We start from the raw sequence: 21431 nt of genomic DNA, 5'->3' as shown, positions 1-21431 counted from the left end.
GCGGCGCGAGAAACTGTGAGCAATGTAACTGCGTCCGGATCTGCTGAGGAAGGAATTGTGAAAACGGACGGATGACCATTCAGATTGCGGTATCCTCACTGCCGCTGGACGATTCCCCATGTTTTGAAGACGGTTCCCCAAGCTTATGTATTGTCGAAATGCTACTTTAATAGAAGAGCGACTGATACTACATGAAAGGCTGTGGGCTGGAATGCTGCAATCCTATGCAGACAAAGTATGGCAAGAGATGATCAAAGACCACACCGGCGAGTGGGGCATGGATATTCATCAGTGGGATTGGGTGCCTGGCGTCGGCGTTATCGCCATATTGGACTACTATCAGTCAACAGGCGATGCGAAGGCATTGGCTTATTTGCAGGAGTGGGTCAAACGAAATGAAGAGAAGGCCAAGGGGACCAAGGTGATCAACTCGATCGCGCCTTACGCGATATTCCCGGCTCTGCACAGAATCACGGGAGATGCGTGGTACAAGGATGAAGCGGTGCGCATCGCGGAATGGCTGATTCATGAAACGCCGCGTACCCGAGAGGGCGCCTTCGAGCATACGGTGACGGAAAACGTGGAGTTCTCCGAGCAAGTATGGGCGGACACGATCTATATGGCCGTGTTGTTCCTGGCCCGCACGGCCAAGCTGGCCGGCAATAAGACGTATGCGGAAGAAGCGCTGGACCAAGTGCTGATTCATCTGCGCCTCTTGCAGGACCCGCAGACGCAGGTGCTGTTCCATGGGTGGAACTGCGCTAGCGGGAATCATATGTCCGGCGCACGCTGGACACGGGCGAATGCTTGGGTGGCGGCCGGTGTGCCGATGATTGTGGAGGAGATAGCAGAGCTTGCAGCGATTCCGGAAGAGCTTAAGGAACGATACGGCCGCCTCATTGCAGGGCTGCTTGCCTATCAGCAAAGCGACGGGTTGTGGAGTACGGTGATGGATCAGCCGCATTTCTATCGCGAGGTTTCGGGGAGCGCGGGCATCGCATTCGGACTGTTAAAAGGCGCCGAGGCCGGGCTTATTACCCAATCCGATGAAACTGCGGCAGCCGTGCAGCGCGCTGTAGGCGCTATACTGCCTCAGATTACGGAGGATGGCGTTGTTCTGAGCGTATCCGGCGGAACGCCGGTGATGCCGACGGTGCAGGCTTATCAAGACAATATTCCAACATATCCGACACTTTACGGCCAAGGACTTGTGCTGATGCTGCTGGCCAAAGTCATGCAGAAGGAGCGGGTGAACCATGCCTAACGCAGAACTGCTTGCGGCCATTCAAGTGGCCGAGGAGAAGTATGACTCGCAGGTAAAGCTCGTTCGAACGCCGCTCACGGCTACCTACCATACGGCGCTGAAGCCGGATAAGCATCCATTCGTTTATGCGCTGTTTCCGTCTACCTGCTATGCCTATGATTTATTGCAGTATGGCGGAGAGGCAAATGTCGATAGGGCAATCGATATACTTGAAGTCGTGACGGCGCAGCAGGATCGGGATTCGGCGCGGGCCTCCTACGGCATTTGGCCGTATTTCTATGAAGAATCGCTGGATGAGATGGATCGTCCCGATTGGAATATGGCGGATTTTCACGGGAAGCGTCTGGTGCTGATTCTAAAAAATTACCAAGAGCTCCTTCCGCAGCGGCTTATTGATCGAATTCGTGAAGCCGTGTATCACGCTTGCCATGCGATCATGCTTCGGAATGTCGGGCCGCACTATACGAATATTGCGATTATGGGGGCTATGGTCACGCTGGTCGGCGGCGAAGTGCTGGGCGATGAGGAAATCCGGAGCTATGGCGAGCAGCGGCTAAAAAGGTTTCACACGTTCACAACGGGCATCGGCACATTTACGGAATATAACAGCCCCTGCTACACGCCGATTGCGATTGAAGAGCTGCACAGCATTTATCAAGAGTCCAAGACCGCAGAGGCTGTCTCGCTTGCCGAGCAATTGCTGGACATCGCATGGCACATGATCGCCCAACATTATCACCCGGCTACGGGGCAGTGGGGCGGACCTTATAGCAGAACGTATAGCACTTTGCTCACGGAACGGGAAACCCGTTTTATACGTAACGGACTTAGCCGAGAGGGCGAGCACATTCGTTGTCCTGAGAAGTACCATGCTTTGTTTCAGGCCAATGAGGAACGTTATTATATAGTGCCTACTTTGATGGCTGCGGAAACAGGCTATCAGAATTATGCCACAACGTATCAAAATGAAAGGTTAACCCTCGGCAGCTACAGCAAAGGGATCATGTGGAACCAGCGCCGGAATCTGTTAGGCTTCGTGGATGCCGGAGGCAAGAAAGTGTTCGTACAGCTGCAGTTTCTGAAGGACGGCCGAGATTTCTGCTCCGCCATCTACACGGGGGTTCAGTCCCGCCAGCATGTGCTGTTCAGCTTTAATTTGGCTACGGATAACGGTGCCTGGCACCAGGAGCTGGATATCATCAACGGCAGGTTCAAAGCGAAGGATTTGCGTATACGGGTGCTGCTTGGCGGCGATGTGGCGCAGTTAGCTCTGCCCGCCGTGCTCGAAGATGGCCGCTGTGAAGCACAGATCGGTGATGTGAAGCTTCATGTGGAAGCTGTGCTGGGCGGCACCGATTACGGAGAGCTCACCTTAGCAGCGGAGCGCACGGAGAAGGAGCTGCACTTGGATTATGTGATCGCGACGGGCGGGGAGGAGCGGGATTATGATTTCCACACGCTGCAGCAGGCGTTATGGATTTTTGCTTTGTCGCTCGGAAGCGATGAGCCGCTCGATGTGGAGCTGACCCGGGACGGCCAACAGGTGACGGCATCGGCCCGGACCGAGGAAGGCACGATGGCGATTCAAGTATCGCAATTGCCAGGCAAGACGAGCGACTTCTACCTCGGGAACAGCGTACACTTTGCTTCCGGGTTGCAAGGGGCGAATCGTGCAGCGGCAGTTGAGTAAAAGGCAGGGCAGAACAACCCTTTTTGCATGTGTCCGCATGTGAAGAGGGTTGTTTTAGTTGGACAGCCCTCTCCGCCGGTAAGCCTCAATCCGGTACTGCTTGGGGGTGATGCCGGTTGCTTTTTTGAAGAGATGAAAGAAATGCGAGATATCGCCAAAGCCTGTGGCCGATGCGATGTCCGTCACCGTACGGTCCGTTTCCATCAACAGCCGTTTGGCTTGGTTGAGACGATACTCCGTCAGGAACTGGCCGATCGTCGTTCCGGTCGTTTCCTTGAATGCCGTGAAGAGCTGCGAACGAGAGACGGGGAAGCGCAGCACGAGATCCTCGATCAGGATGCTCTCTTGATAATGTGCAATGAGATAGGCGAGCACGTCGCCGATCAGCTGCGGATCATCGCGCTTCGTATCCTGCGTGGCGGCTTCCGCCTGCAGACGGAACAGCTCTAGGAAAAATTCGCTGATGATTTTGAGCACTTCCAGCTCGTAAAGCGGGGTGCGCTCTTGCAAGTGAAGCTCCAGCTGCGCAAAAATGCCCTGCATCGTGACAAGCTGCTGCGGCGTCAGGAAGTAATGGCTTGCATCGGGATGCCCCGCAGCCAGCATGCGCGCAATGGACAGATCGGACGCTTGGCACATGCCGTGCAGCTTCTCCAGGTACGATTCGTCCAGCGACAGCACGTAACGGTGGAATTCGGGGCTGTGCCCATGATAAGGGCGATGCAGCACATTCGGATGAATGACGGTCAAACTACCTGCATGAAGCGGGAGTAACCGGTCGCCGACGACATAGGAGCCGGAGCCCTGCAGGACGAAATAAATTTCGTAGCCGTTATGAGCATGCAGCTGAGGCTGAATGAGCGGTGTAATCCGGTATTCGCAGTGCACAGGATATTCTTTTAAGAAATGATTCGTATAATCGTCAATAGCGTAGTAAACCGCAGACGTATCGGCAGTTTCCGCAGTATCCGCAGTATCCGGCTTGGCGCGCAGCACGCATGTCTCCTCCTTAGGCTGATGTACAGCCTTTGTCCTGAATTAACTATAAGGGATGGGAGGAGCGCTTCACAAGCGGTGCTGCGGGCAGGCAAGCGACCCTATCCAGCTGCAAGTCGGAGATAATACAGTTGCGGTTATCGTGACTGCAGTTAACGGAACTACGAAGACGTATACAATCCATGTGAACCGGGCCGCTCAAGCGGTTGAAGATGATCATCATGAGGATGGCGGCGGCGGATCGTCCGGCTCCGAGCCAAGCCAACCGAAAGATGGCGTTCTCACACTGCCGGCAGGTCAAGCGGGTGAAGTTAGCTTGGGAGATGCCGTTCAGATTTTCATTCCAGCGAATGCAACCGAACAGGAAATCAAGCTAACGATCCAACAGCTGCAAGACACGCAAAACCTGCTCCAAAACGGCGGGATCTTTTAACCGAACAGGATGTCCAGGATCGTCCCTAGCTGCCCGCGCGATTTGCCTTCGAGAATGCGGGGGTTGTACACTTCGACAAAACCGCAATTGTCACAGGAAACGAATAAGAAATGATTGTGCTGGATATCGAACATTTTGCTGAGACCGGTGCCTGTCATGGCGACTTCTTTGATCCGGCAGCCCGTTCCGGTGCATTTGGCGCATTTGAACTTTTCCTGGATGGCATCCTCAATACGCATTTGACATCCCTCCCATTAAATGTAAATGTTTCGTCATTTTTAATAGGTTATGTCGGGACTCTAGAATCTAATCCTTGATCCTCACATTGCGCTGGTGACCGTTAGCCGGCTGCGGGCCTGCATAAATAAGGCACAACTGTTGGGTCGCGTGGGGGGCCAGCCGGCGGGTGGAACGTTCGCCGGCTTCTAACGGACACCGCGGCCGCTATTGGAATGCAGCCCGGCGTGTTTCTGCGCTAACGGACACAGGAGCGCCTATATGCCGATTTCACGGTGAAATCGGCCCGAAAACACGCGAATAACGGCACTGGTGTCCGTTAGATCCTCAGAACGGCGAAAATTCGCCGAATAGGCGCATCTGTGTTCGTTAGCCGGCTGAGGGCCTGCACGAACAAAGGCACAACTGGTTGGGTCGCGCGGGTAGTTCAGCCGGGCGGATGGAAGGTTCGCCGGCTTCTAACGGACACCGCGGCCGTTATTGGTATGCAGCCCGGCGTGTTCCTGCTCCAACGGACACAGGAGCGCCTATTTGCCGATTTCACCGTGAAATCGGCTCGGAAACACGCGAATAACGGCACTGGTGTCCGTTAGTTCCCCAAAACGGCGAAAATTCGCCGAATAAGCGCATCTGTGTCCGTTAGCCGGCTGCGGGCCGCCAATTGCGGCTAAAGGCTCGGCGCATTCGGGGGCGCCGTCGTGCCGCCAATCCACAGCTCGCCCTGGATGCGAATGTGCTCGCACGGCAGCGTCGGATTGGCGATGCGCCAGAGCATCCGGTCGGCGGCGCGGTAGCCCGTCTCGCGAACGGCGAGCAGCGGCCGGGTGAACGCCGGCAGGGATGCCGGCTGGTCGTTGAGCATGCCGATGAGCGAGATGTCCTCCGGCACCCGCAGGCCGAGCTCGGCGCACAGCCGGTACACGGCCGGGACTTCGCCGTCGACGCCGCAGATAATGGCCGTGGGCGTATAAGCCAGCAGCTTGGCGCGCAGATCGTCCAGCCAGTGCGGATTCGCCGTGCGCTCATCGATCGAGTGCCTGGCGGGATCGATGGCTGCATCGAATTCGTTCATCGCATGCTGGAACGCCTGCCAGCGGAGAATAAACCCCCGTTGGTGATACGTATCCCCCACGTACATGATATGGACATGGCCGATCGATCGCAGGTAGGCGACCGCCTGGTACGTGGCTTCGTAGATGTCCCAGATGACGCTGTCGACCTTCGTGCCGAGCGGCGGGTAGCTCAGCAAAATTTTGGGAACCGGCAGCTTCAGAAGCTCGTCCTCCCAGGACTTGGGCGTAAGGCTCGGTGCGATGAAGATGCCATCCGTGTAAGCAAGGCCGTGCTCTTCCAGCCAGCCGGACATCGCCCCCTCCCGAATGGAAGTAGGCAGCAGGCACGTCTCGATATGGTGGCCGAAGGAAGCGAAGCGGTCGCGCAGCCCGAGGGTCAAGCGCTCGTTATAGCTGACGGAGGCTTCCGTTTGAACGAGCAGAAAGCGCATTTTCTCTATGGGATAAGGGGCGATGTGTTCGGCCCGTAAGCTGCGTATTTGATCCTTGGTAAAATAACCGCGGAGCTCCATCGTCTCCAAAATCAGCTGTCGTGTCGTTTCCGACATGCCGGGCTTGCCCTTGAGCGCTTTGGAAACGGTTTGTACGGTTAGGCCCAGCTCTTTGGCGATCGTTTTTTGCGTGACGTCTTTGCGTATAGGCATGCTGGCTCACCTCTATTTGATTATATTCCGTATCGTACCATGAACGGTTTATAGATTAAACTAAAGTTAAACTAGTTTCATGCGAGCGCCGGACTATAATGAAGGTATTCGATCATATGGAGGTTGTGCAAATGGTTAACCAAGCAGGCCAAGCAGGTAAGCAAACGATCACAATTACATCCGAGCTTCCGATTTCATATACCCCAGACGTCGTCGTTGTCGGCGGGGGCGCATCCGGCGTTGCCGCAGCGATGGCGGCAGCCCGCAACGGGGCGGACACACTGCTCATCGAGCAGCGGGGATATTTGGGCGGCATGGGGACAGCCGCATTGGTGCCGGCATTTTGCCCATACTCGGACGGTGAGAAGCCGATCATTCGCGGAATCGGCCTCGATCTGCTGAATGAGATGAAACGGGAAGCCGGGGAGGCATTCCATCGGCGCTTCCAAGAGCAGCTGGACTGGGTGCCCATCGATGTAGAGACGCTCAAGCGGGTTTACGATCAGCAGGTGCTGGACAGCGGGGCCAAAATTTTGTTCCACACGGTTGCCGATCAAGTGCTGCTTGACGGGGATCGCATCAGCGGACTTGTCATCAGTAACAAATCCGGGCGCTCGGTCGTGCAAGCGAAGCTGTATATCGACGCCTCGGGAGATGCGGACTTGGCGGCGCTGGCCGGCGTACCGTTCCAAACGGGCGGGGACAACGGCGAGCTGCAGCCAGGGACGATGTGCTATCTCGTGACGGGTGCCGACAAGGCGCGCTTCGATCAATTTTGCCAAGATACCGGGCAGTCCAAACAGCTGGACAAAACGATTGTGGAAGCACAGCAGAACGGGGACCTGCCCGAAGGGCGCAAACGGGTATCCGGGATCGCGTGGATAACCGATTCGATCGCCGGGTTCAACTTCGGTCACATATTCGGCATTGACGGCACGAAAGCGGAGGATCTGACATATGCCGCTATCGAGGGGCGCAAGCTGATCGACACCCAGATCCGGTTCCTGCGCAAGTATGTGCCGGGTTTCGAGAACATTCACCTCGTGCACTCCGGGGACCAGATCGGTATCAGAGAAACGCGCCGCATTGCCGGAGATTACACGCTGGTCGTGGACGATTTCATCTCCATGCGAACGTTCGAGGACGATATCGCGCGCAATGCTTATTTCATCGACATTCATCTGGCGAATGCGAGCAGCACGATGGTCATCAAGCATTTGCCCAAAGGCAAATCGCACGGCGTTCCATACCGCTGCATGCTGCCGCAGGGCAAGTCCAATCTCATCGTCGCCGGACGCTCGGTCTCATCGGACCGTCCGGTCCAAGGCTCGCTGCGCGTTATGCCGAACTGCTTCGCCATGGGCCAGGCGGCCGGTACGGCTGCGGCGATGGCAAGCGTCACAGGCGGAGGCTTCCGCGAAGTGAACATTCCCGAGCTGCAGCGCAAGCTGGTTGAGCAGGGAGCATGGCTTGGCGAGCATCCGGGGAAAGCGGAGGCTGTCGCCATCGCTTCCGGTCAAATCCAATACGACGAGGAAAGCAAATAATCGACTCAAGAAGATCGTCCTGGCCTGCTGCTTGCGGGGAGACGGTCTTCTTTTTTCACAATCGGGTGTTATACTAGACGTATAAGCATAAGGGGGCTTCGCAGCATGTTTCGACTCGTAATTGTAGACGATGAACCGACTGTCCGTCATGGGTTGATGACTTATTTTGATTGGGATAAATATGGCATTGAAGTTGTGGGAGAAGCGGATGACGGCGACGTAGGGCTGGAATTGATCGAACGTCTCAAGCCGGATATCGTGCTGACGGACGTGCGGATGCCGCAAGTGGACGGTATTCGGCTGTCTCACGAAGTGAAGGCGCGCTTTCCGGCGATGAAGATCGTGTTTGTGAGCGGTCATGATGATGCGGATTATTTGAAATCGGCGCTGAAGGTCAATGCCGTGGATTATATTTTCAAACCCGTCGACCGTCTGGAACTGGCTGCCGTTGTGGAACGTGTCGTGAACGAGCTGAAGGAAGCGGAGCAGGAGCGAACGTATATCGTCGATATGCAGGTGAAACTGACCCAGAGCATGCCGCTTCTGCGGGAGAAATTTCTGATGTCTTTAATTCGCGACGGCATTATGCATCCGGGCAGAATTCAGGACCGGCTCGACTTCCTTGGACTCGATCTGCCGCTCGAAGCGGTGTATTGGACGATTGTCGTGAAAATCGACGACAGCGCGCAAGTCGTGGCGACCCGGAGCGAACGAGACCAGCAGCTGCTGTCGTACTCTATTTTGAACATTGTTCAGGAAATCATCGGCAAGCATATGCAGGGATATGTCTTTGAGAACCGGGGCGGCGAGTATGTCGGCATTCTGCGGATGGATGAGGAAGATACCCAAGAAGAGATGCTGCTGGCGGTTGCCGAGGACATCCGGGACAGTCTGCTGAAATGGCTGAAAATCAGTGTAACGATCGGTGTCGGCGAGCGTATAGCCGAATTGGCCTCTCTGCCGCAATCGTACAATCAAGCTCAAGAGGCTGCCGATCAGCGGTGGTATTTGGGCAAGAATCATGTCATCTCCATTGACCATTTGCAGCACGATAACGATAATGTCTATCGGTTCGAAACCGCTCAGGCCGAGCGTATTTATTCCCTGATCAAGTCGGCGGATAAAGAGGCGCTGCATGCCGAACTGGACGGCGTGTTCATCCCGCTTTCCCAGAATCGCAAGATGGGGTTCGCGTATGGGCGCAACGTAAGCCTGCTGCTCATCGTGCAGACGAACAGGCTGATGCAGGAGCTGAACATGCTGGGACCGGAAATGGATCATAAGGAAAGGGACTTATGGGAGCGCATTTTCAACCAGGAGCGGATTGCGGACTTGAGAGCGATTGTCGAAGAGCATCTAATGCAGGTGTGCGAAAGCATTGAAGAGAAACGGAGAGGGAAGCCTAAGAACGTTATCGAACGGATCCGCACCCTCATCGAGCAGCGCTATGCGGAGAATTTGCAAATCAACGACATTGCCAAAGAGGTCTTTCTATCCTCGACCTACATGTGCCTCCTGTTCAAGCAGGAAACCGGTGAAACGATCAATGAATTTATGACGAAGGTAAGAATCGAGAAAGCGAAGGCCTTGCTCAGCGATCCCCGCAACAAGTTCTATGAAGTGTGCTTCCAGGTCGGATACTCCGACCCGAGCTATTTCAGCAAGCTGTTCAAGAAATATGTCGGACTTACGCCAAGCGCATACCGCGATCAGATGATATAGAAGAAGGGGCCACCATCGATGAAACGGCTGCTTACTAATTGTTGGAATTACGTGTTGTTACTTGCGAACGGGATGATGGCTGCCAAGTATTGGCTGCTGGGATACGTGTTGTTCATTCTTATTCCTGCAGCTGTACTGCTGATTGCGCACACACAGAGATCTTCGCACATTCTGGAAGAGGAAGTAACGAATACGATGCTGCAAACGCTTAAGCAGGCGAGCATCAATTTGGATTTTCAATTCGATTCGGTTCGCGACACGTCCAATACGCTGTTCATGAATCCGAAGCTGGGAGAATATTTGAACCGTCAGGCGACGCTCGAGCAGCAGCTGGAATCTCTGAAGGAGCTGCGGTATCTAGTGGATAGTTCGGAAGCGAATACGAACGTATTCCGGGTTCGCTTGTTCGTGAATGGAGATCGCATGTTTACGGGCGAGAAGGTTAACTTCTTCACGCAGGAAAGCTTGGAGAGTTGGCGGTGGTATGAGAAAGTGATGAACTCGGGAGGCGCCATCGTATGGTCGGGCGCTTATTTGGAATCGTATATCGACCGGGGGCCGGTTTATATTTTCTCGGCAGCGAGAATGCTAAGGGATCTGCACGATTACGATCAAATCTCGGGCGTGCTGCTCATCGATGTGGCCGAGAAGACGATTACCGATATTTTGAATAAAATTAAGTTAACCAAAGAAGGCACGATTTATTTGCTTGGGAGCGATGGTTCGATCATTTCGCACGGGGACAAGTCGCTGCTCGGCAAAAAAATCATGACCGAAGAGCAGCTGGAGACGATCGCTTACAGCGATGAAGGCGTCATGAGGCTGGAGGGCGAGAAGGATCAGCGCTTTGCGATTTATACGAAGGTGGCTTCGACAGGCTGGAAGCTTGTGGCCGAAGTGCCGCAATTGGAGATCAGCTCCCGGGCCGTAGCGCTAAACCAGTTCTCCGGCATTGCGACGATCTCGACCGTGACGATTCTGTTCCTGCTGCTCGTGTTTATTCTGCTCGCGATGATCGTGCGCAATATGAACCGGCGCATTCAGACCGTCATCCGCACGATTAAGCGGGGAGGCGTTGAAAGTCTGGACGATCGTACGTTTAACGCCGGCGGCGACTTCAAGCTGCTGGAGAATAGCGTCGACCATCTGATTCACCGGGTTCACGATTTGATGGAAGAAACCTATCAATCCAAAGTACAGGAACGCGAGGCGCAGCTTCGGGCTTTGCAAGCGCAAATCAATCCGCATTTCTTGTACAATACGCTGGATACGATCAATTGGATAGCTATCGGACATAATGCGCCCGAAATTTCCAATATGATTAACGGCTTGGCCAAATATTTCAGGCTTAGTCTGAACAAAGGCAGAGATTTGGTCAGCGTAACCGACGAGTTGAATCTGGCCAAAGTATACTTGGAAATTCAGCTGAACCGGTTTCCCAAAACATTTGAAGTCGTCTTCGACATCGAGGAAGGGCTGGAAGAAGTGGAAATGCCGAAGCTGACGCTTCAGCCGATCGTCGAGAATGCGCTGCTGCACGGCATCCGCAAGTCCAAAGGCAAGACCGGTACGATCTTCATCCGAGCCCGCAAAGAAGAGAACGTACTGATCCTCTCCGTGACGGACGACGGAATCGGCATGGACGAGGAGCTTGTCCAGAGCCTCCTGACAGAGCCACGCCCAACAATGAAATCCGATGGCTCGGGAAGCTCCTACGGCCTGTACAATGTCAATGAACGCATCAAGCTGTTCGCCGGAGATCTCTACGGCTTGCAGATTCAATCCACGCTGGGCGAAGGAACGACGGTCACGGTCCGGATCGGATACCACGCCTCTTAAATGCAACACCGCCTTTTGCAGAAAATCTGCAGACGAGGCGGTGTTTTTTTATGAACACCATAAGATTGCACCAGAAACAGAAATATTACCATCTACATTTCATTTTGGCCCCTCGATATAATTGTCCTATAAGAACACGGAGGTGAGCCATTCATGAGTACAACACGAGCAGAGCTAGAGCTGCAAACAGCTCACGCCAAACCGGTGGCTAAAGGCGGGGGCCGATGGAAGCTGATCCTTAGCAATTATGATTTGTACTTGCTGCTAGTGCCCGGATTAATCTTTCTGCTGTTATTCAAATATGCGCCGATGTACGGCATTATCATCGCTTTCCAGGATTTCAACATCTTCGACGGGTTCATGGGAAGCAAATGGGTCGGTCTCGATCAATTCGAGAAGCTCATCCATTCGGAAGAATTTTATCAAGTATTCATCAATACGCTGCTAATCAGTTTGTACAAGATCGTGCTGCTGTTTCCGATTCCGATCATCATCGCGTTATTCTTGAACGAAGTGCGCAAGATGTTCTTCAAGAAAACGATTCAGACGATCATTTTCCTCCCGCATTTCTTGTCCTGGGTCATTATCTCGGGGCTGTTCATCAACATCCTGTCTCCTGCGGGCGGGCTGGTCAACAATGTGATTCAATGGTTTGGCGGGGAGCCGATTTCCTTCTTCCTGGACAACCAATTTTTCCGCAGTGTCGTCGTGTTTACGGCAGGATGGAAGGAATCAGGCTGGAATGCGATTATCTTCATCGCCGCCATTGCGGGGATCGAGCAGGAGCAATATGAAGCCGCTTCGATCGACGGTGCGGGGCGCATCCGGCAAATGCTGTACATTACGCTGCCGGGGATCGTCCCGACGATCATTCTGATCTTGATTCTTCGCTTAGGGTATTTGCTGGAAGCGGGTACGGAGCAGATTTTGACGATGTATAACTCGGTTGTTTATGAAACGGGGGACGTCATCGGCACCTTCGTCTACCGCCAAGGTCTCGGCCAGCAAGACTACAGCTTCAGTACGGCTGTCGGACTATTCAACTCCGTTGTCGGGTTTATCCTGATCGTAGCCGGCAATGAATTGAGTAAAAAGCTGATCAAGCGCAGCATCTGGTAGGAGGCGAAACTATGCACAAGAAAACAATTGGCGATTGGTCCTTAGATTTCATGATTTATCTTTTTCTCATCGTTTGCGGCTTGGCTACTTTGCTGCCGCTCGCCAATATTTTATCCAAAGCGATATCCGATGAATCAGCCGTCATCTCGGGGAAAGTAGGCATCATTCCCGTAGGCTTTCAATTGGACACGATGAAATATGTCGTTTCCTCCAGCCAGTTTCTTCACTCCATCGGCATTTCACTGCTGATTACCGTTGTCGGAACGTTTCTGGCGATTCTTATTACGGCGCTTACGGCGTATCCGTTATCCAAAAGGCATCTGCCCGGCATTTCGTTCATCATGCTGCTGTTCATTTTCACGATGATGTTCAATGGCGGTATTATTCCGAACTACCTGCTCATGAAACAGCTGCATCTCATTAATAACCTATGGTCCCTCATGCTGCCGGCGTTAATTAGCGTTTTTAATATGCTCGTTATCAAAAGCTATTATGAATCTCTGCCGGAGGCGCTGGAGGAATCCGCCAAAATGGATGGCGCCCGCAACTTTGCGATTCTGTTCAAAATCATTATTCCGCTAAGCGTGCCGGTTATCGCAACAATCGCTTTGTTCTATGCGGTGTACTTCTGGAACGACTATTTCCATCCGATGCTGTACATCAATGATGCCGGACTTAAGCCGTTGCAGCTGTACCTGCGTGATATTGTGATGGATGCGGACAGCTCCAATGCCGTGAACAAAAGCGTGGACGACATGATGAATGTATCGCCGGAAGGTATTCGCGCAGCGACCGTCATTGCTTCGATCATTCCGATGCTGCTGGTGTATCCATATTTGCAGAAGCATTTTGTCAAAGGCGTATTGATCGGTTCCGTCAAAGGGTGATTGTGCATTAACGCCCTTGGATAGATAGCTATCCAAGGGTTTAATGATATATTATATACAATTAATAGGGAGGTTTGCACATGTTAAAAAGACACAATAAAGTAATGCTTTTAACGCTCGCAGCAAGCTTATCGGTAACATCTCTCGTCGCTTGTTCTGCCAAAAGCGAAACGCCGGCAGGCAGCGCAGCTCCGTCCAGTGCAGCACCGGCAGCAACGGCGAACGGACCGAAGCCCGAACTGAAATCCTTGCAAATTTGGCAGAAGGACGACTATAACACATATCCGGTTGCGAAATATCTGGAGCAAAAGACAGGCTATAAAGTGCAGTACGACATGCTGCCTCAAGATAAAGCGGCTGACAAGCTGAACATTCTCATCGCTTCCGGCGAGCCGTACGATGCGGTGACGACGGGGGGAGGAACCGATTTCAAAGCGCTGTATGCGGATTATGCCAAAAAAGGCGCCTTGACGGACTTAGGACCACTGATCGATAAATACGGCCCGAACATTAAAGCAGCCGTAGATCCTGCTGTTCTGGAAGCAGCCAAAGTGGACGGCAAACTGTATGCGATCCCGACCAAAACGATTTCTTTCGCCAGCGAAAGCTTGTATGTCCGACAAGATTGGCTCGATAAAGTGGGCATGAAAGCTCCTACAACGTTGGATGAGCTGGTCGCTGTATTGAAAGCGTTTAAAGAGAAAGATCCGGGCGGCAACGGTGACAAAAACATTCCGCTTACCATCAAGGGCGATGCCATGTTCATCAACAACATCGTCGGCGCGTTCGGCATGCCAACCTTCTGGAACGATGTGAACGGCAAGCTCACGCCACGCGTGCTGGATCCTGCTTACAAAGATTATGTCACCTTCGCCAATGATCTCTTCAAGCAAGGCTTGCTGGATAAAGAGTTTGCAGCTAACAAAGATGCTACGGCGAAAGAGAAGTTCTCCAGCGGCAAAGCCGGTATGATGATGCTGCACTGGGCCGACGTCCCTGCTGTGAACGATGCGCTGGTGAAAAACAATCCGAATGCCAAAGCCGCCTTCATCCCGGCCCTGAAAGGAAAAGACGGTAAAGTAGGCCTGAACGCCGCAACAGGTTTCGACCGGATTACGTTCATTCCCAAAGCTTCCAAGCATCCGGAAGATGCGATCAAATGGATGAACGCCAAGCTGGAAAGCGAAACATTCAGAACGATGGCAATCGGTGAAGAAAATAAACATTACACATTGAAAGACGGCGCTTACTTGCCGATTCAACCGATCTTCACGGACGAGCGCAACCAAGCCAACAACTTCTTGATGGGTACCGATGATAAAAATTACCCGACGTACTGGCAGGCTCGCGTTCGTAAAGATCCGCGTTTGTTCGATGCCTGGAACTTCATGAACACGATTGAACCGGCTAACACAAGAATCAAAGATCCATTAGGCTTTGCACCATATTTGCCGGAGTTCTCCAAGAACTTCCAACAATTGAACACCATGGTGGGCGACTATACCACGAAGCTGATTTTCGGCGCAGAACCGATTAGCGGAATTGAAGCTTTCCAAGCGAAATTCAAGGCGGCCGGCGGAGACGCCAGCTATAAAGAAGTTAATGATTGGTACGCAACAGCGAAAAAATAAGCGTGGCTCGAAGAGAACGTGCCTGTGAGCAGCGCATGTTCTCTTCTTTTTTTAACTCATACGACTAACGGAGGGAATCTAACATGAGTATTAGCCAAGTTCTCAAATCAAGTTCTGTCATTACGCGTCATCCGAACAACCCGATTCTAACAGCCTCGGATGTCCCTTATGAGCCGGCTCTCGTCTTCAATGCCGGTATTACCAAGTTCCAAGGCAAATATGTGATGATGTTCCGCAACGACTATGGGGACGTTCAAAAGGAAACTTTGCTGCCGTCCAATACGACGAATTTGGGCTTGGCCTACAGCGATGACGGCATCCATTGGAACGTTCAGGACCGGCCATGCTTCGGTATCGAGAACGAGGAAATCATACGTACGTACGATCCGCGCCTGACGGTGATCGACGGGCGTTGTTATTTATGCTTCGCTGTAGATACGAAGCATGGCGTTCGTGGCGGCGTAGCGGTGACGGATGACTTCGTCAACTTCGAAGTGTTGAGCATGTCGGCGCCGGACAACCGCAACATGGTATTGTTCCCGGAACGCATCGGAGGCAAATATATCAGGCTGGAGCGTCCGTTCCCTGTCTATGGCAAGGGAGGGAGGGACAGCTTCGATATTTGGATTTCCGATTCCCCGGATTTGAAATATTGGGGCAATACCGAGCTGCTCATGGGCCTTGAACATGTGCCGTTCGCCAATGATAAAATTGGTCCCGGCGCGCCTCCGGTCAAAACGTCCAAAGGCTGGCTTACCACATTCCATGCGGTGGACATCGATCCGTCCCGTGGGAAGAACGGCTGGGAGCCGTATTGGAGGAAGCGGTATTCTGCGGGCATCATGCTGCTGGACTTGGATAACCCGTACCGCATTATCGGGATGAGCCAAGAGCCCCTGATCGCCCCGGAGGCCAGCTATGAAACGGATGGCGGCTTCCGTAACGATGTCATTTTCCCGGGCGGCATGGTCCTGGAGGATGATGGGGAAGTGAAGATTTATTATGGTGCGGCCGATACCGTAGAATGTTTGGCGACTGCGCATGTGGATGATTTAATTCGTTTGTGTTTACCGAAATAATTTCATCTTAATGGAAAAATTGTATTTATAAGGATGGTGAATCATGGAGATGACGGGTCAGCGCAAATGGCAGGGGAAAAGCTGGTGCACGCTCGGTGACAGCATATCTGCGGCAGGCGGTTATCAGCCGATGGTAAGCGCGGCGCTTGGCTTCGCCACCGTGCTGAACGAAGGCCGGAGCGGGTGTCCGCTTACGGCCGGCGGGGACCGCGACTACGGAGCGACCGTGCACATCGGGCGGCAGATGGAGCCTGTGTATGATTGTGTCACCGTCTTCGCGGGGACGAACGATTTCCGGTTGGATAAGCCGATCGGCCGGAAAGGAGTGCGGGATATCCATACGTTCTACGGGGCGTATGCGTCGCTGGTGGAGGACATACTCACCAAAAATCCGGCCTGCCGCCTCAACCTGTGGACACCTCTTCAGCGGGATAAAGACGGCTTCGACATCGATTCCGTGAATGCGGAAGGCCACCGGCTGGCGGATTATGTGGAAGCGATTGCCGCCATCGGCGCCGAGTACGCGCTCCCGGTGCTGAATCTGTATGCGGAAAGCGGATTTAACCGCTTCACGCTCGGCTTTCTGAGCAGCGACCGGCTGCATCCGAACGAGGAAGGCTTTAAACGGATTGCGGCTATGGCGATTCCTTTCCTGGATCGTATCTAGTCGTGACGGGAGGGACCGGTGGCCGGATAGGGAAGAGATAGACGGGCTGTGTAGACGGACTGTGTAGGCGGAACGATAGATGGGCTGGATAGGCGGAACGGACAGACGGAACGGATAGACGGGCTGGATAGACGGGTTGGATAGGCGGGCTGGAAAGACGGGCTGGGTCAACAGACTGGATATACGGAATGGATAAGCGAGCTGGGTAGACGGGACTGGATAGACGATTGGACCGGCATGAGCGAGGGCTTGTGGCGGTTTTTTCGTAGGAGTGACGCTGTAAGTCGGCAAGGTAGAGTGGCGAGCTGCTAGCTTCGGCCCATTAATCGGCCGGGCAAGTGCGAAAGGCGTTGCCGGGCACGGGCTTTCGCCTCGCTAACGGACACAGGAGCCCTTATTCGGGGAAATAGGCTCCTGTAAAATTGTAACGGACACCAGAGCCCTTATTTGCACATTTGGGGGCTGATTTGGCCGCAAAAAGTGCAAATAGGGTCCGCTGTGTCCGTTAGAATTGAAACAGGGCTCTTTTGGGGAAAATAACGGCCCCTGTGTCCGTTAGAATTGCCGAGCAAGCCCTGGCAGTCTGGATTGAGGTCGGACTGGGGACTTAGCACGCAGCTTGGAACCCGCTGCTGAACAAGAATGTCGCCGTGCCCGCGGCAGCCACCGCCACCACAGCAACCGTAACCGTAACCGTAACTCTAACCCGAATACTGCTGCCACACGCGCATCCGAACAAGCTAAAATATCACCTGTAAAATGTACAGGTGATCAGATGAAAGGTGTTATTTATCTCAGCCTAACAGCGCATAGATCAGCTACTTAAACCAGCCTTTCTTCCAGAACCAGGCGAACATACCAAGCCCGATGCCGAACATGATGATGAGGATGGCAAAATAGCCCCAATGCCACTCCAACTCAGGCATATAGGCAAAATTCATGCCGTACAGACCGGCAATGAAGGTGAGCGGCATGAAAATGGTGGTGATGACCGTCAACGTTTTCATGATCGTATTCATCCGGTTAGCATTCAAAGAAATGTAGCTGTCCCGCATATCCGCCGTCATATCGCGGTTGGATTCGATCATCTCGGAGAGCTTAAGCAGATGGTCGTGGATGTCCGTAAAAAACACAAGATGCTCGCGAATATGCTCAATCCGGTCGGTATTAATGACCCGGTACAGCAGATCGCGCATCGGCACGATGGTTCGGCGTATTTTCAACAACTTGGAGCGTATTTCGAAAATATCGTTCATAAGCACTTCTATCGATTCGGAATGCACGTTATTCTCAATTTCATCGAGCTGATCCTCCAGCTGATAGACGCTTGGGAAATATTGATCGACCAGATTGTCCAGCACCAAATAGGCGGCATAAATATGGCCTTTGCCACGCAATTGGACCTGCTCGGTCAACCGGGCCCAGGCATCTTCTATTTCGCGTGAGTCATGTAAATGAAAAGTGACGATGAAATTGCTGCCGAGAAACATATCGACTTCTTCCGCATCCAGCGTTTTGGCATTCATGGCATGCATGACGAAGAAATGGATATTCTCGTAGTGGTCCATCTTCGGTCGTTGAAGCAAATAGAAGCAATCCTCGATAGCCAGCGGATGGAAGCAGAAATGGTCTTTTAATTGTAAGGCTTCTTCCTCGCTAGGGTTATGGAAATCGACCCAATACCACCGAATGGAGGGATCGTCCAGCTGTTCAAGCGGGATATTGTCTAGCAACGAGAAGTCATTGGTGATGGCAAGGGTACGAATCATAGTGCTTACTCCCGGATAAATGCAATTTAGATTTCCATTCTAGCATACATTGGAAAAAATACAGAATTTCTAAAGACTCTAGGAATTATGACCTAGAATCCCAAAGACGAGAAGGTCTTTTTTTATGGGTCTAAAAAGGATTTAAGGGGGTTTTTGTCGAATCTTAAAAAGGGAATATATGACTAATGGAGGAGCTGCAGCGTATGCAAGACAACCATGTAAAAGTTATTTCCGCAACGAGTTATTTGCTAAGAACGATCATTCCGGCTGCGATTGGGTCGGCTGTTCTGACGGTATTGACTTTGAAGATGAACGGAGTCGATACAGGCAGCCAGGCTTTTATCAATAGCGTCTTGCTGATCGCGGCGGCCGGCGCGCTTCTGGGCGCGGTGATCGGGTTTCTCAACTATCGGCGGTTCGTCGCTCCGATGAAGCTGATCATTTCGCAGATGAGCTCCGTGGCTCAAGGCAATTTGGCAGTGGAGCTGGCTTCGCAGAAAGTAGGGCTGCTGGGACCTGTTACGCAATCGATCGGACAATTGATTAAATCTTGGCGCGGAATTGTAAAAGATGTCAATGACAGTACGACGGAAGTGCTCGAAGCTTCTACCCAGCTGTCTGCCAACACGCAGAAATCCGTTGGGTCGGCGGACCAAATCTCGGTATCCGTGCAGCAGGTGGCCAAGGATATGGAGCAGCAGTCGCAAACGGCTACGGATGTCATCGCCGCGCTGCAAGAGGTGAAGGTGCTTCTGAGAGAAGTGTGTGTCTCCTCGACGGAGGTTGCCCGGAAAGCGGACCAAACCGCGGACGAGTTGAATCGGGGGAAGGAAGCGATCGCGCAAACCGCCTCACAGATGCAATCAATCCGAGATAACGCCCACACGACAGAAAAATCGGTGAAAGGTTTATACGAAAGCCTTCAACATATTGAGGAAATGTCGCGGGTCATTTCGGGTATTGCTTACCAGACGAATCTGCTGGCGCTTAACGCTTCGATCGAAGCGTCCAGAGCCGGAGAGCAGGGACGCGGGTTCTCCGTCGTGGCCGCGGAAATTCGCAAGCTGGCCGAGCAGTCGGAAGATTCTGCCAAGCGGATTCGCGAGAAGCTGGAGGAAGTCCAGGATGAGGGGAAACAAGCGGTTGACCTGATTTCCCAAGAGGCTCTAGAGATTGAGCAAGGTCTGGCGACCATGCAGCAATCCGTCGATATTTTAGCCGCGGCCTCTCAGGACTCTCAGTTAGTTGCCGCGCAAATCCATGCTGTCAATCAAGCGAGCCTAAGCATCAGCGAGGCTTCGGCGGACATGCTTGGCCGGTTGGAGAGCATGGGCGAGCTGGCCCATCACTCCTCTGCCGCCAGTCAGCATGCCGCTGCTTCCGTGGAGCATCTGGCGTCTTCTTTGGACCGGATCCACGCCTACGCCGGCTCGCTGCATACAATGGCAGAGAAGCTGAAACAGGGAACCCAAACGTTTAAATTATAAGAAAAAGTGCTTGTGTGAAGTTCACACAAGCACTTTTTCTATGGTTAGGGGATGAAGCGCGTGGCTTTCATCCACGTGCACGAAAGCGTCGTACCGCTGCGCCATCACCGAGGGAACGTAGTTCCCGCGTTCGTAGGCCGGGCGGTACACGACCCCGATGGCACGGTGCCCCAGCACCTCGTGCCCGAGAACGGGATCCTCCCTGCGCAGCAGGAGGATCTGGTCATACGCGCCGGCACGATGCATGAGCTCCTCCCAGCTGCCCGGCTGGGCAGCGGGCACCTGCATCGTCGCCACCGGCGCGCCCCAGGCTTTCGCGGCAAGGACGGTGCCGCGGTAAGTGCCGAAGCCGATGGCGAACACATCGGCTTCCCCGTGCGCTTCGCGCACGAGCTGGCCGACGTTGACCATGCCGTCGGCCAGCATGTCCGTCGCACGGGCGTCGCCGATGTGCGTGTTATGCTCCCAGACGATGACTTTGGCGTCTGGGCCGTGGTGCTCGGCGAGGCGCCGGAGCGCCTCGGTCATGTGGCGGTCGCGGACGTTCCACGATTCCGCGTCGTGGCGAACCATGGTGCGGTAATAGTCCTCAGCGTTCACGGCCACCAGCGCGTTCAGTTCCGCGCTGAGGGCCGCTTCGCTGTCTTCGTCGTACCGCACCCTTTTGGCGTGAAGCTCTTGAAGCAGCTTCACGACCTCGTCTTGGCAGCTTTCGCCGTAGAAAGCTGCGGAAACGCCGTAGTTTTGCCCCTCTTCGTCATAAGCGTCAAAACAAGCGAAAGCTCTCCGCGCTAAGTCAAGCTGCTCGGGCGTGCCGCTCTCCTGCAGGTAGCGCTCGATTTCGGCCAGGGACTCCCACAAGCTGTAGACGTCCAGTCCATAGAAGCCGACCCGTTCATTGACCGGTTTATCTGCGTTATGCTGCTTAAGCCAATCGGCTAGCTCAATGACTTCTTCGTTGGCCCACATCCATGTCGGCCAGCGATTGAAGCTCTCGAGCGTCTCTCGGGCACTGGGCTTGGCGTTCTTATAGTGCTTCACATAGCGGTTGACCTCATAGCAGGAAGGCCAGTCGCCTTCAACGGCTATGAAGGTGAAGCCTTTGTCTTGGATGAGCTTGCGCGAAAGCTCCGTCCGCAGCTTGTAAAACTCCGAGGTCCCATGCGACGCCTCACCGAGCAAAACGTATTTCTTATCACCGATCGCTTCAATTAACGTATCGAGGTCGTCGGCTGATTCGAGCCGAACAGATTGCTGTTTGATTTGCTCCACGATGACTTCATGGATATCCGTGTTCATGTTCGTTTTTTCGTACACATTGGCAGCTCCTATTCCTCACATTTTTCT

General features: G+C 53.4%; 18 protein-coding genes. 13 read left to right on the top strand and 5 right to left on the bottom strand.

Annotated elements, in window-relative coordinates:
• Nucleotides 1-211 precede the first annotated feature (211 nt).
• Both J2X61_RS16255 and J2X61_RS16250 read left to right on the top strand, forming a co-directional pair.
• Nucleotides 212-1264 carry a glycoside hydrolase family 88/105 protein gene (locus tag J2X61_RS16255; protein ID WP_310189154.1) on the top strand — a complete coding sequence of 351 codons (1053 nt, stop codon included), beginning with the start codon at nt 212-214 and terminating at the stop codon, nt 1262-1264.
• Nucleotides 1257-2954, top strand: coding sequence for a hypothetical protein (locus tag J2X61_RS16250; protein ID WP_310189152.1), 1698 nt, complete (start codon nt 1257-1259; stop codon nt 2952-2954). The genes J2X61_RS16255 and J2X61_RS16250 overlap by 8 nt, the downstream gene beginning before the upstream one ends.
• 54 nt (nt 2955-3008) lie before the next feature.
• Here J2X61_RS16250 and J2X61_RS16245 read toward each other — a convergent pair whose 3' ends face one another.
• Nucleotides 3009-3950 (bottom strand): AraC family transcriptional regulator, encoded by a 942-nt coding sequence (locus tag J2X61_RS16245; RefSeq protein WP_274472478.1) that lies wholly within the window; start codon nt 3948-3950, stop codon nt 3009-3011.
• Between the two features lie 55 nt (nt 3951-4005).
• Between J2X61_RS16245 and J2X61_RS16240 the strand changes: the two genes are divergently transcribed.
• Nucleotides 4006-4383 (top strand): cadherin-like beta sandwich domain-containing protein, encoded by a 378-nt coding sequence (locus tag J2X61_RS16240; protein WP_310189146.1) that lies wholly within the window; start codon nt 4006-4008, stop codon nt 4381-4383.
• On the opposite strand, the gene J2X61_RS16235 is transcribed toward J2X61_RS16240, so the two are convergent.
• Nucleotides 4380-4622, bottom strand: coding sequence for a zinc ribbon domain-containing protein (locus J2X61_RS16235; RefSeq protein ID WP_274472480.1), 243 nt, complete (start codon nt 4620-4622; stop codon nt 4380-4382). The two genes, J2X61_RS16240 and J2X61_RS16235, sit on opposite strands and share 4 nt — an antisense overlap.
• Nucleotides 4623-4982: 360 nt before the next feature.
• Here J2X61_RS16235 and J2X61_RS16230 point away from each other — a divergent pair, with 360 nt between their 5' ends.
• Nucleotides 4983-5213: a hypothetical protein gene (locus J2X61_RS16230; RefSeq protein ID WP_310189145.1), complete on the top strand. Its 231-nt coding sequence runs from the start codon at nt 4983-4985 to the stop codon at nt 5211-5213.
• A 74-nt stretch (nt 5214-5287) separates the two neighbouring features.
• Here J2X61_RS16230 and J2X61_RS16225 read toward each other — a convergent pair whose 3' ends face one another.
• Nucleotides 5288-6337: a LacI family DNA-binding transcriptional regulator gene (locus J2X61_RS16225; RefSeq protein ID WP_310189143.1), complete on the bottom strand. Its 1050-nt coding sequence runs from the start codon at nt 6335-6337 to the stop codon at nt 5288-5290.
• Between the two features lie 131 nt (nt 6338-6468).
• Here J2X61_RS16225 and J2X61_RS16220 point away from each other — a divergent pair, with 131 nt between their 5' ends.
• The 8 genes from J2X61_RS16220 to J2X61_RS16185 all read left to right on the top strand — a co-directional run bounded on the left by J2X61_RS16220 (nt 6469) and on the right by J2X61_RS16185 (nt 16828).
• Nucleotides 6469-7884, top strand: coding sequence for an FAD-dependent oxidoreductase (locus J2X61_RS16220; RefSeq protein ID WP_310189140.1), 1416 nt, complete (start codon nt 6469-6471; stop codon nt 7882-7884).
• Nucleotides 7885-7989: 105 nt separating this feature from the next.
• The gene (locus tag J2X61_RS16215) at nt 7990-9606 is read left to right on the top strand and encodes a response regulator transcription factor (RefSeq protein WP_274472483.1); all 1617 of its coding nucleotides are present in this window, start codon (nt 7990-7992) and stop codon (nt 9604-9606) included.
• A gap of 51 nt (nt 9607-9657) precedes the next feature.
• Nucleotides 9658-11445 (top strand): sensor histidine kinase, encoded by a 1788-nt coding sequence (locus J2X61_RS16210; RefSeq protein ID WP_310189137.1) that lies wholly within the window; start codon nt 9658-9660, stop codon nt 11443-11445.
• 153 nt (nt 11446-11598) lie between these two features.
• A complete protein-coding gene (locus J2X61_RS16205; protein ID WP_274472485.1) occupies nt 11599-12564 on the top strand; it encodes an ABC transporter permease in 966 nt (321 codons plus the stop codon).
• An 11-nt stretch (nt 12565-12575) separates the two neighbouring features.
• Nucleotides 12576-13451, top strand: a complete 876-nt coding sequence (locus J2X61_RS16200; RefSeq protein WP_310189134.1) for a carbohydrate ABC transporter permease — start codon at nt 12576-12578, stop codon at nt 13449-13451.
• An 80-nt stretch (nt 13452-13531) separates the two neighbouring features.
• Complete coding sequence (locus J2X61_RS16195) at nt 13532-15082, top strand: extracellular solute-binding protein (RefSeq protein WP_274472487.1); 1551 nt, start codon at nt 13532-13534, stop codon at nt 15080-15082.
• Nucleotides 15083-15165: 83 nt separating this feature from the next.
• Nucleotides 15166-16161 carry a glycoside hydrolase family 130 protein gene (locus tag J2X61_RS16190; RefSeq protein ID WP_274472488.1) on the top strand — a complete coding sequence of 332 codons (996 nt, stop codon included), beginning with the start codon at nt 15166-15168 and terminating at the stop codon, nt 16159-16161.
• A gap of 43 nt (nt 16162-16204) precedes the next feature.
• Nucleotides 16205-16828 (top strand): SGNH/GDSL hydrolase family protein, encoded by a 624-nt coding sequence (locus J2X61_RS16185; RefSeq protein WP_310189132.1) that lies wholly within the window; start codon nt 16205-16207, stop codon nt 16826-16828.
• Between the two features lie 818 nt (nt 16829-17646).
• Here the strand turns inward: J2X61_RS16185 and corA are convergent.
• Nucleotides 17647-18597: a magnesium/cobalt transporter CorA gene (corA, locus tag J2X61_RS16180; RefSeq protein WP_274472491.1), complete on the bottom strand. Its 951-nt coding sequence runs from the start codon at nt 18595-18597 to the stop codon at nt 17647-17649.
• Nucleotides 18598-18800: 203 nt separating this feature from the next.
• On the opposite strand from corA, the gene J2X61_RS16175 reads away from it, so the two are divergent.
• On the top strand, nt 18801-20084 hold the full coding sequence (locus tag J2X61_RS16175) for a methyl-accepting chemotaxis protein (RefSeq protein ID WP_310189129.1): 1284 nt from the start codon (nt 18801-18803) through the stop codon (nt 20082-20084).
• A 21-nt stretch (nt 20085-20105) separates the two neighbouring features.
• On the opposite strand, the gene J2X61_RS16170 is transcribed toward J2X61_RS16175, so the two are convergent.
• Nucleotides 20106-21383 carry an erythromycin esterase family protein gene (locus tag J2X61_RS16170; RefSeq protein ID WP_396135460.1) on the bottom strand — a complete coding sequence of 426 codons (1278 nt, stop codon included), beginning with the start codon at nt 21381-21383 and terminating at the stop codon, nt 20106-20108.
• Nucleotides 21384-21431 lie beyond the last annotated feature (48 nt).

Source organism: Bacillus sp. 3255, from assembly GCF_031456485.1.
Classification (GTDB): domain Bacteria; phylum Bacillota; class Bacilli; order Paenibacillales; family NBRC-103111; genus Paenibacillus_E.
The sequence above is the reverse complement of the archived record's forward strand: the minus strand, read 5'-3'. Positions and strand labels throughout refer to the sequence as shown.

What these genes read in the sequence shown, in the direction of transcription:
- J2X61_RS16195 (WP_274472487.1), top strand. Translation starts at nt 13,532, where the DNA reads ATGTTAAAAAGACACAATAAAGTAATGCTTTTAACGCTCGCAGCAAGC.
- J2X61_RS16190 (WP_274472488.1), top strand. Translation starts at nt 15,166, where the DNA reads ATGAGTATTAGCCAAGTTCTCAAATCAAGTTCTGTCATTACGCGTCAT.
- J2X61_RS16240 (WP_310189146.1), top strand. Translation starts at nt 4,006, where the DNA reads ATGGGAGGAGCGCTTCACAAGCGGTGCTGCGGGCAGGCAAGCGACCCT.
- corA (WP_274472491.1), bottom strand. Translation starts at nt 18,597, where the DNA reads ATGATTCGTACCCTTGCCATCACCAATGACTTCTCGTTGCTAGACAAT.
- J2X61_RS16200 (WP_310189134.1), top strand. Translation starts at nt 12,576, where the DNA reads ATGCACAAGAAAACAATTGGCGATTGGTCCTTAGATTTCATGATTTAT.
- J2X61_RS16250 (WP_310189152.1), top strand. Translation starts at nt 1,257, where the DNA reads ATGCCTAACGCAGAACTGCTTGCGGCCATTCAAGTGGCCGAGGAGAAG.
- J2X61_RS16205 (WP_274472485.1), top strand. Translation starts at nt 11,599, where the DNA reads ATGAGTACAACACGAGCAGAGCTAGAGCTGCAAACAGCTCACGCCAAA.
- J2X61_RS16185 (WP_310189132.1), top strand. Translation starts at nt 16,205, where the DNA reads ATGGAGATGACGGGTCAGCGCAAATGGCAGGGGAAAAGCTGGTGCACG.
- J2X61_RS16220 (WP_310189140.1), top strand. Translation starts at nt 6,469, where the DNA reads ATGGTTAACCAAGCAGGCCAAGCAGGTAAGCAAACGATCACAATTACA.
- J2X61_RS16170 (WP_396135460.1), bottom strand. Translation starts at nt 21,383, where the DNA reads ATGAACACGGATATCCATGAAGTCATCGTGGAGCAAATCAAACAGCAA.
- J2X61_RS16255 (WP_310189154.1), top strand. Translation starts at nt 212, where the DNA reads ATGCTGCAATCCTATGCAGACAAAGTATGGCAAGAGATGATCAAAGAC.
- J2X61_RS16225 (WP_310189143.1), bottom strand. Translation starts at nt 6,337, where the DNA reads ATGCCTATACGCAAAGACGTCACGCAAAAAACGATCGCCAAAGAGCTG.
- J2X61_RS16215 (WP_274472483.1), top strand. Translation starts at nt 7,990, where the DNA reads ATGTTTCGACTCGTAATTGTAGACGATGAACCGACTGTCCGTCATGGG.
- J2X61_RS16175 (WP_310189129.1), top strand. Translation starts at nt 18,801, where the DNA reads ATGCAAGACAACCATGTAAAAGTTATTTCCGCAACGAGTTATTTGCTA.
- J2X61_RS16235 (WP_274472480.1), bottom strand. Translation starts at nt 4,622, where the DNA reads ATGCGTATTGAGGATGCCATCCAGGAAAAGTTCAAATGCGCCAAATGC.